At 65.1% G+C, this 14,677-nt stretch carries 15 protein-coding genes and 1 pseudogene; 13 read left to right on the top strand and 3 right to left on the bottom strand.

Annotation, left to right across the window (positions count from 1 at the left end; translation table 11 throughout):
- Window positions 1-18 precede the first annotated feature (18 nt).
- From secE to DR_RS10445, 11 genes and pseudogenes are all read left to right on the top strand, one after another.
- Window positions 19-204, top strand: coding sequence for a preprotein translocase subunit SecE (gene secE / locus DR_RS10495; RefSeq protein WP_010888680.1), 186 nt, complete (start codon window positions 19-21; stop codon window positions 202-204).
- Between the two features lie 4 nt (window positions 205-208).
- Complete coding sequence (gene nusG / locus DR_RS10490; RefSeq protein ID WP_010888679.1) at window positions 209-781, top strand: transcription termination/antitermination protein NusG; 573 nt, start codon at window positions 209-211, stop codon at window positions 779-781.
- Between the two features lie 158 nt (window positions 782-939).
- Window positions 940-1,374 carry a 50S ribosomal protein L11 gene (gene rplK, locus DR_RS10485; protein ID WP_010888678.1) on the top strand — a complete coding sequence of 145 codons (435 nt, stop codon included), beginning with the start codon at window positions 940-942 and terminating at the stop codon, window positions 1,372-1,374.
- The gene (rplA, locus tag DR_RS10480; protein WP_010888677.1) at window positions 1,367-2,068 is read left to right on the top strand and encodes a 50S ribosomal protein L1; all 702 of its coding nucleotides are present in this window, start codon (window positions 1,367-1,369) and stop codon (window positions 2,066-2,068) included. Before rplK ends, rplA begins: the two co-directional genes overlap by 8 nt.
- A 206-nt stretch (window positions 2,069-2,274) precedes the next feature.
- Window positions 2,275-2,784, top strand: coding sequence for a 50S ribosomal protein L10 (gene rplJ / locus DR_RS10475; RefSeq protein ID WP_010888676.1), 510 nt, complete (start codon window positions 2,275-2,277; stop codon window positions 2,782-2,784).
- A 63-nt stretch (window positions 2,785-2,847) separates the two neighbouring features.
- Window positions 2,848-3,216, top strand: a complete 369-nt coding sequence (gene rplL, locus DR_RS10470) for a 50S ribosomal protein L7/L12 (RefSeq protein ID WP_010888675.1) — start codon at window positions 2,848-2,850, stop codon at window positions 3,214-3,216.
- Between the two features lie 200 nt (window positions 3,217-3,416).
- Window positions 3,417-4,841, top strand: a pseudogene (locus DR_RS10465) (circularly permuted type 2 ATP-grasp protein); the annotation flags it as partial.
- Window positions 4,842-5,441: 600 nt separating this feature from the next.
- Window positions 5,442-6,392 carry an alpha-E domain-containing protein gene (locus tag DR_RS10460; protein WP_010888673.1) on the top strand — a complete coding sequence of 317 codons (951 nt, stop codon included), beginning with the start codon at window positions 5,442-5,444 and terminating at the stop codon, window positions 6,390-6,392.
- 84 nt (window positions 6,393-6,476) lie between these two features.
- Complete coding sequence (locus tag DR_RS10455) at window positions 6,477-7,424, top strand: ParA family protein (RefSeq protein WP_034351200.1); 948 nt, start codon at window positions 6,477-6,479, stop codon at window positions 7,422-7,424.
- A gap of 3 nt (window positions 7,425-7,427) precedes the next feature.
- Window positions 7,428-7,640: a hypothetical protein gene (locus DR_RS10450; RefSeq protein WP_010888671.1), complete on the top strand. Its 213-nt coding sequence runs from the start codon at window positions 7,428-7,430 to the stop codon at window positions 7,638-7,640.
- Between the two features lie 132 nt (window positions 7,641-7,772).
- On the top strand, window positions 7,773-8,159 hold the full coding sequence (locus tag DR_RS10445) for a hypothetical protein (protein WP_010888670.1): 387 nt from the start codon (window positions 7,773-7,775) through the stop codon (window positions 8,157-8,159).
- A 365-nt stretch (window positions 8,160-8,524) separates the two neighbouring features.
- On the opposite strand, the gene treS is transcribed toward DR_RS10445, so the two are convergent.
- The 3 genes from treS to DR_RS10430 form a co-directional block, all read right to left on the bottom strand.
- Window positions 8,525-10,183, bottom strand: a complete 1,659-nt coding sequence (gene treS, locus DR_RS10440) for a maltose alpha-D-glucosyltransferase (RefSeq protein WP_010888668.1) — start codon at window positions 10,181-10,183, stop codon at window positions 8,525-8,527.
- Window positions 10,184-10,246: 63 nt separating this feature from the next.
- The gene (locus DR_RS10435) at window positions 10,247-10,843 is read right to left on the bottom strand and encodes a DUF1990 family protein (protein ID WP_010888667.1); all 597 of its coding nucleotides are present in this window, start codon (window positions 10,841-10,843) and stop codon (window positions 10,247-10,249) included.
- A gap of 10 nt (window positions 10,844-10,853) precedes the next feature.
- Window positions 10,854-11,657, bottom strand: coding sequence for an AAC(3) family N-acetyltransferase (locus DR_RS10430; protein ID WP_027480376.1), 804 nt, complete (start codon window positions 11,655-11,657; stop codon window positions 10,854-10,856).
- Window positions 11,658-11,952: 295 nt separating this feature from the next.
- On the opposite strand from DR_RS10430, the gene DR_RS10425 reads away from it, so the two are divergent.
- Window positions 11,953-14,112: a glutamine synthetase III gene (locus DR_RS10425; protein ID WP_164927986.1), complete on the top strand. Its 2,160-nt coding sequence runs from the start codon at window positions 11,953-11,955 to the stop codon at window positions 14,110-14,112.
- A gap of 120 nt (window positions 14,113-14,232) precedes the next feature.
- Window positions 14,233-14,661 (top strand): cobalamin B12-binding domain-containing protein, encoded by a 429-nt coding sequence (locus tag DR_RS10420; RefSeq protein WP_010888664.1) that lies wholly within the window; start codon window positions 14,233-14,235, stop codon window positions 14,659-14,661.
- The last annotated feature ends 16 nt before the right edge of the window (window positions 14,662-14,677 follow it).

Raw genomic sequence — 14,677 nt, 5'->3', positions numbered from 1 at the left:
ATGTGAGGCAGGTAGGGCATGAACCTGATTCAGTACTTCCGTGACGCCCGCGAGGAACTGTCGCGGGTGACGTGGCCCAGCCGTCAGGACGTGCTCGAAGGCACGCAGGCGGTGCTGATCTTCGTGGTGGCCCTGACTTTGATCGTCTGGGCGCTGGACCTGCTTTTTGGAACGGCCATCAAGGCCGCGCTGGCGTGGAGGTAAACACATGAGTATCGAGTGGTACGCCGTCCACACTTACGTCGGTCAGGAAGACCGGGTGCAGGACCAGCTCATGGACCGCGCCCGCCGTCTGGGGATGTACCGCACCAAGATCTTCCAGGTGCTCCAGCCCGAAGAAGAAGCCGTCGAAATTCAGGAAGGCGGCAAGAAGGTCAACGTCAAGCGCAAGCTGTTCCCCGGCTACGTTTTTGTCCAGATGGATGTCGAGGATGATGACGCGCCAGGCGAACTCGGCGAATCCTGGGAAGTCGTGCGCGGTACCAGCGGCGTGACCGGCTTCGTCGGAACGGCAACCCGCCCGGTGCCCCTGTCGCCCGAAGAAGTGCAGCGCCTGCTGACTTCGGTGGGTGTGGCGGCGCAGCCGGTGGTCGAGGAAGCCCCGCGCATCAAGGTCGACCTCAAGGCCGGCGACATGGTGCGCGTCACTTCCGGCCCCTTTGCCGATTTCAGCGGTGTGGTCAGCGAGGTCAACGCGCCTCAGGCCAAGGTCAAGGTGCTCGTCAGCATCTTTGGCCGCGAGACGCCAGTCGAACTCGACTTCTCGCAGGTCGCCAAGTAAGTCTTGTCCCCGGGCTAGAAACGGTCAGGGGCAAGCAGCTTGGCAGGACCACCAAAAACCGCTACACTTGAAAAGTTGCTGTCTGGTTCAGCCGGGCAGAACTTAGCGTCAGCACCCCGGCAGGCCGCGCCTGACTGGGGGAGCTAAGGAGGAACGCAATGAAGAAAGTCGCAGGGATTGTCAAACTGCAACTCCCGGCGGGCAAGGCCACCCCGGCCCCCCCTGTCGGTCCCGCGCTCGGTCAGTACGGCGCGAACATCATGGAGTTCACTAAGGCGTTCAACGCCCAGACGGCGGACAAGGGTGACGCGATCATCCCCGTCGAGATCACCATCTATGCCGACCGCTCCTTTACCTTCATCACCAAGACCCCCCCGATGAGCTACCTGATCCGCAAGGCGGCAGGCATCGGCAAGGGCAGCTCGACCCCCAACAAGGCCAAGGTCGGCAAGCTGAACTGGGATCAGGTGCTGGAAATCGCCAAGACCAAGATGCCCGACCTGAACGCGGGGAGCGTCGAAGCCGCCGCCAACACGGTCGCCGGCACCGCCCGCAGCATGGGCGTGACTGTGGAAGGAGGCCCCAATGCCTAAGCACGGCAAGCGTTACCGCGCCCTGGAAGGCAAGGTCGACCGCAACAAGCAGTACTCCATTGACGAAGCCGCCGCGCTGGTCAAGGAACTGGCGACCGCCAAGTTCGACGAAACGGTGGAAGTGCACTTCCGCCTCGGGATCGACCCCCGCAAGAGCGACCAGAACGTGCGTGGCACCGTCGCGCTGCCGCACGGCACGGGCCGCAGCGTGCGCGTGGCCGTGATCACCAAGGGTGAGAACGTCCAGGCCGCCGAAGCCGCCGGCGCCGACGTGGTTGGCAGCGATGAGCTGATCGAGCGCATCGCGGGCGGGTTCATGGACTTCGACGCTGTCGTGGCGACCCCCGACATGATGGCGCAGATCGGTCAGAAGCTCGCGCGTCTGCTCGGGCCGCGCGGTCTGCTCCCTAACCCCAAGAGCGGCACCGTGGGCGCCGACGTGGCGGGCATGGTGCGTGGCCTGAAGGCGGGTCGCATCGAGTTCCGCAACGACAAGACCGGTGTGGTGCACGCGCCCATCGGTAAGGCGAGCTTCGAGTCGGGCAACCTCAGCGCCAACTACCAGGCCCTGATCTCGGCCCTCGAAGGCGCCAAGCCCGGCACTGCCAAGGGCGTGTTCCTGCGCAGCGCTTACCTGACGACCACCATGGGCCCCAGCATTCCGCTGGCCCTGGGTGGCGCCGCCCTCGCGTAACCCCTCCGGAAAGGGGACTGAGAGCCTCTTTCCTCCCAATTTCGGCACCCCGGTGCATCTTCGCACCTTTTCCAATCCGCCCTCCATTCGGCATCAAAGACAGCGGGGACGTTTGCCACGTTTAAAGATCCCGCCGAGTTGTCAGGTGAAAGCGCCGACTGTGCGAATACTGCACCTGAACTTGTTCACCACAGAGGAGGTCACACGTGGCGAACGAAAAGAACCAGCAGACGCTGGGCAGCCTCAAGGACAGCCTTCAGGGCATCGAGACGTTCTACGTCGTCGATTACCAGGGCCTGACCGCCGGGCAGCTCACGCAACTGCGCAAAGACATCCGTGAAAAGGGCGGGCAGCTCATCGTTGCCAAGAACACCCTGCTCAACCTCGCCCTGCAAGAAGGCGGCCGTGACTTCGACGACGCCCTCAAGGGCCCGAGCGCTCTGGTGCTCGCCCAGGAAGACCCCGCCGGTGTGGCGAAGGCCCTGAGCGACGCGGCCGGCAGAAACGACCGCGGCATCCCCACGGTCAAGGGCGGCTTCGTCGAGGGCAGCAAAGTGGACGTGGCCGTCGTGCAGCGTCTGGCAAGCCTCGGCAGCAAGACCACCCTGCAAGCGGAACTCGTCGGTGTGCTCAGCGCTCACCTCAGCAACTTCGTGGGCATCCTCGAAGCGTACCGCGAAAAACTCGAAGGCGAGGGCGGCAGCGAGAGCGCCTAAAGCGCCCGCTTCTCCTTCCCTGCATTTCTCTTTCCCTAAAATCCACTTCTGGAGGACATACACATGGCATACGACAAACAAGCTCTGATTGACCAACTCGGCCAGCTCACCATCATGGAACTCGCGGACCTCATCGACGGCCTCAAGGAAACCTGGGGCGTTACTGCCGCTGTGGCCGTGAGTGGTGGCGGCGCCGGCGCCGCGAGCCCCGCTGCTGAAGAGAAGACCGAATTTGACGTGGTGCTCATTGACGCTGGCGCAAGCAAGATCAACGTCATTAAGGAAATCCGCGGCATCACCGGCCTGGGGCTGAAGGAAGCCAAGGACATGAGCGAAAAGGGTGGCGTGCTGAAGGAAGGCGTCGCCAAGGACGAAGCCGAGAAGATGAAGGCCCAGCTCGAAGCTGCTGGCGCCAGGGTCGAACTCAAGTAAGCCTGCTCTGGGTGGACAGGCCCCGGCCTGACCACCTGAGCGGAGCGGACGACCGCTTCCTCCACCGGAGTGCAGCCCCCAGCCCACGTGGTTGGGGGTTTTTTGTGGTTTGCCGCTGGCGCGGGCCGCGCAGGCAAAAGCGGGACGCGCCTCCGCTATGCTGAGCGCTATTCCAGAGAGGGAGGAAGTCCGCCGTGCCGATGAACTACGACCCAGGACAGCGTTTTTTCGATGAGATGTTCACCCCGGCGGGAGAGCTGCGCCCCCATTACGCCGGCGTGCGCAAATACATGGAGCAATTGGGGGTGTCCGAGTTCAGCCGGCGCACCGAGCTGCTCGACCTCGCCTTTCGCAACCAGGGCATTACCTTTACCGTCTACAGCGACGCCCAGGGCACCGAGCGCACCTTTCCCTTCGACCCGGTGCCGCGCATTATTCCGGCCTCAGAGTGGGCCCATCTCGAAGCGGGGCTGACCCAGCGGGTCCGGGCGCTCAATGCCTTTTTGAACGACATCTACCACGACGCGCAGATTCTGGGCGACGGCGTGATTCCCTCCGAACTGATCTACACCTCGGCCCATTTTCGGCGCGAGGTGCACGGCGTGAACGTGTCCCAGGGCATCTACACCCACATCGTCGGGACCGACCTGATCCGCGACGAGAAGGGCGAATACCTGGTGCTGGAGGATAACCTGCGTTCGCCGAGCGGCGTGTCGTACCTGCTGTCCAACCGCGACGCCATGCGCCGCATCTATCCCGGCATGTTCGAGGGCCAGGGCGTGCGCTCGGTGCAGCACTACGCCACCGCGCTGCTGACGCTGCTCAACTCGATGTCGCCGCGCGAGGACGGCACGGTGGTCGTGCTCACGCCGGGCATGTACAACTCGGCCTACTTCGAGCACGCCTACCTCGCGCAGCAGATGGGGGTGCAGCTCGTCGAGGGGCGCGACCTGTTCGTGGACGCGGGGCGGGTGTGGATGAGGACGACAGGTGGGCGCAAGCAGGTGGACGTGATCTACCGCCGGGTGGACGACGATTTCCTCGACCCACTCGCCTTCCGCCGCGACAGTGCGCTGGGGGTGGCCGGGCTGGTCGAGGTCTACCGTCAGGGCCGGGTCGCCATCGCCAACGCCATCGGGACCGGGGTGGCCGACGATAAGGCCGTGTACGCCTACGTGCCCGACATGATTCGCTACTACCTGAACGAAGAACCGAAGCTGAACAACGTGCCCACCTACCTCGGGATGAACCCCGATCACCTCGGCTACATGCTGGAGCACGCCAGTGAGCTGGTGTTCAAGGGCGTGGGCGAGGCGGGCGGCTACGGCATGCTGATCGGCCCCGCCGCGACCCGGCAGGAAATCGCCGAGTACGTGGAGAAGGTCAAGGCCGCGCCCCGCGAGTTCATCGCGCAGCCGGTGGTGGGCCTCTCGCGCCACCCGACCTTCTACGGCGACAGCGAAGCGTTCGAGCCCGCCCACATCGACCTGCGGCCTTACATCCTGGCGGGGCCGCACGACGTGACCATCGTGCCCGGCGGCCTGACGCGGGTGGCGCTGCGGCGCGGCAGCCTGGTCGACAACTCCTCGCAGGGGGGCGGGTCCAAGGACACCTGGGTGCTCGAGCACGACGGGCCGGGGCAGCCCAGTGGCATGAGCCAGCTGCTTTCGGGCAGTGACACTTGGGGCGAGTCGCAGCGGCGAACAGAGTGGGGGCGGCGGGCAGTCACAGTCGCAAAGCCAATCGCAGTCGCAGGGGGACCAGGGACAGCAGTCGCAGAGCCAGTTGCAGAGCGGCTTCGGGACCGCGCCGCCCGAACTGGAGCCCACCGAGCACCACGAGTCGCCGGTCGAGCACCCACTGGTCGAGCACCCACTGGCCGAACATGCCCTGGTCGAGCACGCCCTAGCCGAGCAGGCGCTGGTGCACGCCTACGAGGAAAGCCAGCAGGAGCCGGGGCAGGCGCCCGCGCCGCCCGCGCAAGACACGCCGCCGGACCGACGGAGCCAGGAGCAGCACTCCTACCAGCAGGAGCTGGAAAAGCCGGAACTGTTTGGGGGAACGGACCGGCCCGAACAGTCGGAGTTGCCCGAGAAGTCGGACCTGGAGGTCGAGATGGAAGCGCAGGAGGCGGTGCACCCCCCGCTGATCGAGCCGCATGACCTGGAAGCCCAGGGCGCGGCGGGCGAAAGCACCGCGCACACGACCGACAAGGAGGACCGCTGATGCTGCTCTCCCGACTGGCCGAGAGCCTGTTCTGGATCGGACGCTACGTCGAGCGCGCCGAAAACACCGCCCGGTTGCTCAACGTCAACTACTTCGCCAGTCTGGAAATGGGCGGACGGGCGCGGGAAATCTGGTTGCCACTGCTCGAACACACCGGCGGGGGCGCCGACCTGCGCGCCAAATATGGCCGGGTGGACGCCCGCTCGGTGAGCGCGTGGCTGGCCTTCGACCGCGATAACCCGGCGAGCATTGCCAGTTCGGTGACGCGGGCACGCGAGAACGCCCGGGGCCTGCGCGACCGCATCCCGAGCGAGATGTGGGAGTCGCTCAACCGCAGTTACCTCACGCTGTGCTTCGAGAGCAACTCGCTGCTCGAGCGCGACGGGCTGTTCGAGTACTGCAACGCGGCCCGTGACGCCTCGCAGATGTTTTTCGGCATCGCCTTCGCCACCTTGCCGCGTGATGAGGGCTGGGCCTTTATGCGGGCGGGGCAGATGCTCGAGCGCGGCGACAACGGCCTGCGGGTCTTGCAAAGCCGCCTGCGCGGGATTGACGCGGCCCCGGTATCGGACCCGGCGGGGCGTGCTATACAGACCCAGCGCTGGGTGAGCGTCCTGAAAGGGTCGAGCGCCTACGAGGCCTACCGCAAACAGGTGCATTCGGGCATCGAGCCGCAGAAGATCAGCGAGTTCCTGCTGCTCGACGAGTATTTCCCCCGCAGCGTGCGCTACAGCGCCGAGAACCTGCAAGACGCCCTGACGCAGATCGAGCGCTGGCATCCGGGGCAGCACCCCGACATCCTGCGGCTCTCGCGCTGGCTGGTGGCGCGGCTGCAATACGCCCACATCGGCGACATCGTGACCGACGACAACCCGTCGCTCGAGGAACTGCTCACCGAGTTCAACCGGGTGGGGGCCGCGATCACTGCCGCGTATTTCGCGCAGGAATAGAGCACAATTCCCCAAACGGGCCGGAGTGGTCGCTGAGTGTTTGTCAGCCGGCCCGCTCCGGCCCGTTCTATACTCGGTTCATTCATGCCGCACGTCATCAGTTTCATCAATCTCAAGGGCGGCGTCGCCAAAACCACCACGGCGGTACAGCTCGCCGACACCTTCGCCTTCATGCGGCAAAAGAAGGTGCTGGTGCTCGACCTCGATCCGCAGACCAACGCGACCCTGGCTCTGGTGGGTGAGGAGCGCTGGGAGCAGGCCGACGAGCGCGGGCAGACGCTGGCGCACCTGTTTCTCGACCTGCTGAACGGCACCCGCAACTTCAATCCCGAGCGGGCCATCGTGCGGGGGGCGAGCAACCTCAACACCATTCCGCCCGAGGTGTTCGACCAGTTGCCCGAAAGTGCCCAGTACGGTCGGGTGGACGTGCTGCCGAGTTCCATCCGCCTGATCGACGTGCAAGACCGCATGCAGGACATCGCCAACCGGACCAACTACAGCCTGAGCCCGATGGCGGTGGTGCAGAAGTACATCGGGCCGCTGTTTGGGCGCTACGACTACGTGCTGATCGACTGTCCGCCCAACCTGGGCTTCATTACGCAAAACGGGCTGGAGGTCAGCGACCACTACCTGATTCCGACCATCCCCGACCGCATGAGCACCTACGGAATTCCGCAGATCGCGGGCAAAATCGACGAGCTGCGGCGCGACCGCGACCTGAAGATTCGCTGCCTCGGCGTGGTCGTGACCAAGTTCCAGAGCAATTCCTCGCAGCACAAGCAGGGGCTCGAACACTTACCCGAGTACCTGCGCTCGGCCTTCGCCTACACCAACGAGGACACCCCGCCGATTCTGAACACGGTGATGCCGCAGACCAACGCGAGCGCCGAAGCAATGCTCTTTGAGCGCGATGTGAGGAACTATCCGGTCAAGTACGGCAGCGGGGCGGTGGCCGGGCAAGCGGCCTACAAGTACGGCCTCGACCTCGCCGCCGAGGTGCAGGCGCTCCTGGGCGACGAGGATGAGGCGTGACCCATGACCCGGCGTGAGCGCTATGCCCGTTCGGAGTTTGCGCCCTGGCCGGATGAGGGGTTGAGAGAGGCGGCGCAGGAACTGACCTGGCCCTTTTTCATTCTGCGGACCGACCTACGCCACCACCACAGCAAAACGCTGATCGTGGACGTGAGCTATGAGGGCTTTCAGCCTGCGGGTGATGTCTCTGTCCCAGAGAACCAGTGGCCGCTTTAGCACAGCCGCGCTCTACGCCTCACCTGGAAAGGCCGCATTTTTGCCCTGGAAAGTTATGAAGAGTTCTATGCCGGGCCGATTTTCGCCGCTGAAAAGGGCTATCAGGCCGCCCGCGCCGCGTCCGGTCCTTTCGTGGAAATAGTCAGTGACCCCAACCCCTGGATTGAGCAGATTCTGGAACAGAACGGGAATACCGACGTTTTCCCGCCTTATGGTGAGCCGGTGCTGGACTGGGCGACGGGAAAGGGCACGGGCCGGTTTTTTTCACCTGGCGCGGGGCTGGAGGAGAGCGGCCATCATCCAGTTTTCTTCTGGACAGGTGAAGCCGGGCCGACGCCAGAGCAGCAGGCCGAATTTGAGGAGGAGGTGGCACGGCGCAAAGAGGACATGCGCCAGCAGATGCTTGCCAAACCCCGGTATCGCCACCTGCTCATCATTTCCGAGTCGCATTTTCTGGAAGTCCTCTGCGAAGACCTGCCGCGCTGGGAATGGATAACGGTTTCGGCAACCGAGGACTGATAGCCTCGGCCCATGCGTGAACTGCTGACCGACCTCTGGCGCATCTTCAAACTGGTGGCGGGCATCTGCATCGGGCCGCTGCTGATCTGGGGCGCGCTGGTGTGGATGGGCGTGCTGAAGTAGTTGGGCCACAGAAAGCGCCTCCCTGCCGCTGGAAACAGGCGGGGAGGCGCTTCTTTGTTTGGCTTCAGACGTACCGCGTCCGATTCCCTAAAATCCAGAACAGAACTGGATTTCAGTCCATCTCTGCTTCGCAGCTTTACAAGTCCCGCAGCACGTCTTCTTTGCTTCTCGCTCCGCTCTGCTGAGCAGCTTTACAAGTCGGGTTTCATCGCTCAGGGTGAGCGATTCAACCGCAATTGGCTTCAATTCAACCGCAGCCAGTAATAGTCGTACTTGCCCATCACCACCGGGTACTGGCCGTTTCCAGTGACCACCGGCAGCGGGCTGGCCCCGGAAAGTGTGACCGGGGCGCGGCCCACGAAGGGCGCGAGATCGAGCAGCCCGGCCTGGGCGTTGCCCGCGAAGTTGCTGACGATGAGCAGCGTTTCGCCGTCGTACTGGCGGGTAAAGGCGAGGATGGCGGGGTTGCCGGTTTCGATGAAGGTGAGGTCGCCGTGCGCAAAGGCGGGGTGGGCGCGGCGCAGTTCGAGTTGCCGGGCGGTCCACTTCAGCAGGCTGCTGGGGTCTTGGAGCTGGCTCTGCACGTTGACGCGCCCGAAGCCGTACACCGGGTCCTGAATCGGCGGGAAAAAGCAGTCGGAGGGCTGCGCAGTGGAAAAACCGCCGCTGGTGCCCGCGTTCCACTGCATCGGGGTGCGCACGCCGTTGCGGTCGGGCAGGCCGAGGTCGTCGCCCATGCCGATTTCGTCGCCGTAGTACAGGATGGGGCTGCCGGGCAGGGCGAGGAGCACAGTGTTCAGCAGCTCGATGCGGCGCCGGTCGTTGTCGAGCAGCGGCGCGAGGCGACGGCGGATGCCCACGTTGATTTTCATGCGGGCGTCGGGCGCGTAGGCGGCATACATGAAGGCGCGCTCGTCGTCGGTGACCATTTCCAGCGTCAGTTCGTCGTGGTTGCGCAGGAAGGTGCACCACTGGCCGAAACTCGGGATTTTCGGCAGGCGGCCCATGATCTCGCGGATGCTGGAGGTGTCCTCCCTTTTCAGGCTCATGTACAGCCGGGGCATCACCGGGAAGTTGAAGCACATGTGGAACTCGGGCTCGGCTTCGGTGCCGAAGTACTCGACGACTTCCTCGGGCCACTGGTTCGCCTCGGCAAGCAGCAGCCGCCCCGGATACTCGCGGTCCACCATCGCCCGGAAGCCCTTGAGAATCTCGTGTGTTTCGGGCAGATTCTCGCAGCTCGTGCCCTCGCGCTCGATGAGGTAGGGCACGGCGTCCACCCGGAACCCGTCGAGGCCGAGGTCGAGCCAGAAGCGGGCGGCGCCGTGAAGTTCTTCCACCACTTTCGGGTTGTCGTAGTTCAGGTCCGGCTGGCTGGCGAAAAAGCGGTGCCAGTAATACTTGCCTGCCTGCTCGTCGAGCGTCCAGTTGCTGACCTCGGTGTCGGTGAAGATGATGCGGGTGTCGGCGTATTCCTTGCCCTCGTCGCTCCAGACGTAGTAGTCGTGGTACTCGTTGGGCGAGCCGTCGGGCAGGGTCGGGCCGCGCCGCGCCGCCTGAAACCAGGGGTGGTCGCTGGACGTGTGGTTGGTCACCAGGTCGCCGATGACCCGCAGGCCCCGGGCGTGGGCTTCGCGCAGAAAGACCTTGAAGTCGTCGAGCGTGCCGAGGTCAGGGTGAATCCCCCGGTAGTCGGCCACGTCGTACCCGTCGTCGCGCAGTGGGCTGGGAAACCAGGGCAGCAACCACAGGCAGTCCACGCCGAGGTTTTTCAGGTAGTCCAGCCGCGAGGTCAGGCCGGGAAAATCGCCCTTGCCGTCGCCGTTGCCGTCCTGAAAGGTCCGCACGGACAGTTCGTAGAAGACAGCGCTCTTGTACCACTCCGGGTGTGCCTGGGTCATGCCGGGGATTGTAAGGGTTCCGGGGATTGGAAGCGCTTCAGGGTCGGGGGGTGGGCCTTCTCCTCAGCACCCCGCCGCCCGTACCAGCATCCGCGCGTAGTGCCGTGCGCCCCGCCGCTGCGCCGCCCCCACGAGGGGTTGCGCGAACCGCGAAAAGGGCAGCGCGGCGCGGGAAAAGGTGGTGAGGTCGAACCAGACTGCGCCCCCGGCGTCCCGTTCGAGCAAAAACCGCTCCTCGCCGCGCACGAGGTGGCCCGGCAGGGTGCCGTAGCCGAAGCCGTAGCGGTCCGGTTCGTCCACGAGGTACAGGACCCGGTTGGTCATCAGGCTGTACAGGCCCCATTTCCTGCGTCCCCACGGCCCGAAGTGGCGGACGAGGAGCACCACTGTGGCACCCTGCCGGGAGAGCGGTGTGGACGCCTCCCCGTGTGGCCTCAGCACCCAGTCCTGAAACATCTGGCCGCCCCGCAGCGCGGCTTTGGCCCGCTCCCAGCACGCTTCTCCCTCGCCCACCCGGACGCGGTGACGCCCGGAGCGTGCCCAGTCAGGCGTGCGTCCGTCCAGGCTCCAGCCGGTTTCGGCGTAGCTCGGCGCCTGCTCGCGGCTGCGGGCCACGAAAGCGGCGACCTGGGCGGGCGTGGGCGGACGCAGCAGGAACATGGCTGAGGGGCTAGAGCAGACCCTGGTGATGGCGGGGGCGCAGGCCGTTTTCGCGGACGAGTTCGCGCACCTGCTGGCAACGGCAGCCGCGAATCTGGCACAGCAGCGCTTCCGGGTTGTGCGACAGCAGCCGCACCGTTTCGTCCACCAGGTCGCGCACCCGGTAGAGCCGCAGCGTGGCGGGGCCGACCTGCACCTCGCGCCCGCGCACGTAGGGTTCGAGATTGGCGAAGTCCGCCGAGCAGTTGGGAAAGGCGGTGGGGGAGACCTGACCGTCCAGCGGCACCCAGCGCGTGAGCAGCGGCATTCCGGCAAGGTGTTCGCCGTAGTGGACGGTGGTGTTCGACCCGAAATCCACGCCCATCAGCAGCGCGTAGCCGTCCAGGTCGTACAGCGCCCCGATGGGCTGGTAAGGGCTGTCGAGGGTCTGAGCCGCTGTGACCCGCTCGGCCTCCTGACCGAGCGCCACGAAGCTCAGCGCCGGGTGAAAGGACCGCCGCGCCGCCGCCCGCTCGACCATTTCCTGCGGCACCCGGCCAATGTCGCGGCTGACCCGCGAGTCGCGGTTGAAGCTCGCCCGCACCGGCGAACTCGGGCGCGAGAGCAGCGTCGCGTAGGTAAAGGCCGGGGCGACCAGCGTCGAGGTCCGCCGCTCCAGTTCGTCCACCACCGTCCGTGCGCCGCCTTCGAGCTGCCCGAACGAGCGCAGGCTGGCGTGGACAATCACGTTCTGCGTTCCGTCGAGGCCGAGCGAATCCAGTCCCCGGTCAAGGTCGGCGGCAGTCACGGCGGGGCGGCGCAGCAGGTTCAGCACGCCCCCGAGTGTACGCCTCCGCCGCTCATGAAGAGGCGTTCTGCTCACTCTGTCGCCGACACAGCGCACCGAATGACGGCCACTCACGGAGTTGTGCGAACCAAACTGCACATCCTGTCACTCAATGGCGAACAATTTGCAAAAAGCCTGCCTTTTTCTGCGAAATGTTGCTGTTTGGGTTAAAGTTGTGCAGGACAATCTTCGCCGCTGCTCAGACGGGCGCCTATACTTCAGCCCGCAGTCAGGTTTCCCGTCTTTGAGCCTTTTTCCCTCTGTTTCCCCTTACAGGAGTCCCATGACCCAGCAGAACTTCGACGTGAACTCGGTGGCGCGCAACTGGCGCGTGGACGCCAAGCAGACCGCCAGCCCCAAGGAACTGGTGGAGACCCTTTTCGCCAGCGACGTGCTGACGCTCGACCAGCTCAAGGCGCGCCTGAGCAAGTCCGATTTCCGTAAGTTGCAGGCGACCGCCGCGCGCGGCGAAACGCTCGACGCCTCGATTGCCGACACCGTGGCGCTCGCCATGAAGACCTGGGCCATGGAAAAGGGCGCGACCCACTACACCCACTGGTTCCAGCCGCTGACCGGCTCGACCGCCGAAAAGCACGACTCGTTCCTCAACCCGGCGGGCGACGGCGTGGCGATCATGTCGTTTTCCGGCAAGGAACTGATTCAGGCCGAGCCTGACGCCAGCTCCTTTCCCTCGGGTGGCCTGCGGGCGACCTTCGAGGCACGCGGCTACACGGCCTGGGACCCGTCGAGCCCAGCGTTTATCGTGCGGCATGCCAACGGCGCGACCCTGTATATCCCCAGCGTATTCGCGTCGTGGAAGGGTGAGGCGCTCGACCTCAAGACCCCGCTGCTGCGCTCCGTCGAGGCGCTGAACAAAGCCGTGTCCCCGGCGCTCGAACTGTTCGGTGCCAGCGAAGGCACCCGCGTGGGCTCCACCCTGGGCGCCGAGCAGGAGTATTTCCTGATTACCGAGGAGTACTTCTACCGCCGCCCCGACCTGATCATGACCGGGCGCACCCTCTTCGGCGCCCGGCCCCCGCGCGGACAGGAACTCGAAGACCATTACTTCGGCGCCATCCCTGACCGCGTGCTGAGCTTCATGACCGACGCCGAGACGCAGCTCTACGCGCTCGGCATTCCGGTCAAGACCCGCCACAACGAGGTGGCGCCCGGCCAGTTCGAAATCGCGCCGATCTTCGAAGACTCCAACATCGCCGCCGACCACCAGCAGCTCATGATGCAGGTGCTGCGGACCACCGCCCGCAAGTACGGTCTGGTGTGTCTGCTGCACGAAAAACCTTTCGCGGGCGTCAACGGCTCGGGCAAGCACTGCAACTGGAGCATGGGCACCGACCACGGCGAGAACCTGCTCGACCCCGGCGACACCCCCAGCGAGAACATGCAGTTTCTGTTTTTCTGTGCGGCGGTCATCAAGGCGGTGGACGACTACCAGGCGCTGCTGCGCGCCTGCGTGGCGAGTGCGAGCAACGACTGGCGCTTGGGCGCGAACGAAGCGCCGCCCGCCATCCTCAGCGTGTTTCTGGGCGACGAACTGACCGACATCTTCGAGCGCATCCTCAGTGGCGAGGGCGGCAGCAGCCACTCGGCGGGGCTGATGGGCCTGGGCAGTCAGGTGCTGCCCGAGATTCCGGTGCACGCCGGGGACCGCAACCGCACCAGCCCCTTCGCCTTTACCGGCAACAAGTTCGAGTTCCGCGCGGTGGGCAGCTCGCAGAGCATTTCCTTTCCAGTGACGGTGCTCAACGCATCCATCGCCGAGAGCGTCGAGCAACTGACCGGCGAACTCCAGGGCAAGCTCCGCAGCGGCGCCGACCTCGCCCACGCCGTGACCGAGGTGGTGCGTGACACCTACAAGAAGTACCAGCGCATCGTCTTCAACGGCGACGGCTACTCCGAGGCGTGGCACCAGGAAGCCGAGAAGGAGCGCGGCCTGCTCAACCTGCGGACCACCCTCGACGCGGTCGAGCGCCTCACTGACCCCAAGAACCTCGAACTGTTCGAGAAGCACGGCATCCTGAACGAGCGTGAACTCGTCGCCCGGCAGGAAATCATGTACGACATCTACTTCAAGACCGTGAACATCGAGGGCGAAACCACCCAGTACATGGCCCAGACGCAGATTCTGCCCGCCGCCGTGACCTACCTCGGTGAACTCGGGCGGGCGGGCGAAAGCCGCGCCGTGCAGGGCATCAGCGGCGAAGTGACCCGCCTCGCCGACGAACTCTACGACGCGCTCGACGGCCTGCGAACGGTCAACAATGACCTCGGCGGCGAGGAAGTCCACGAGAAGGCCTACCACATGCGCGACCGGGTGCTGCCCGCCATGCACGAGGTCCGCGCCGCCGCCGACAAGCTCGAGGGCATCATGAGCTTCAAGCACTGGCCGATGCCCACCTACCGGCAGATGCTGTTCGTCAAATAATCCTTTCCGACCAAAGAGGCCGCCCTTCCGAACGAGGGGCGGCGTTGTGGTGTCTTGCCCCGGCATGCCTAACGCCCGTTAGAATGCCGGAGAAACCAAGCATCGACAGGAGGAAGACAGATGGACGGGACAGACCGCCGCATACGGGTCCTGATTGCCAAGCCCGGCATGGACGGACACGACCGGGGCGCCAAAGTGGTCGCGCGGGCGCTGCGTGACGCGGGGATGGAAGTGATCTACACCGGCCTGCGCCAGACTGCCGACATGATCGTGAACGCCGCTGTGCAAGAAGACGTGGACGCCATCGGCCTGAGCGTGCTTTCGGGCGCGCACATGCACTATTTCAAGGAAGTCACCGAGCTGCTGCGCGAGCAGGGCGCGGGGGACATCATCGTGTTCGGCGGAGGCATCATCCCCGACCAGGATCTGCCCAAGCTCAAGGAAATGGGCGTGGGGCAGGTCTTTACGCCCGGCACCAGTACCGAGGACGCCGCCGCCTACCTGCGCGAAGCGGTGCGCGAGCGCTGGGCCCGGCTGGGTGAAGATTGACCTGAACGCCCGCCGG

The sequence above is a fragment of the Deinococcus radiodurans R1 = ATCC 13939 = DSM 20539 genome (assembly GCF_000008565.1).
In the GTDB taxonomy this organism is placed as follows: Bacteria; Deinococcota; Deinococci; order Deinococcales; family Deinococcaceae; genus Deinococcus; species Deinococcus radiodurans.
This window is presented reverse-complemented; position numbering and strand designations above follow the sequence as displayed.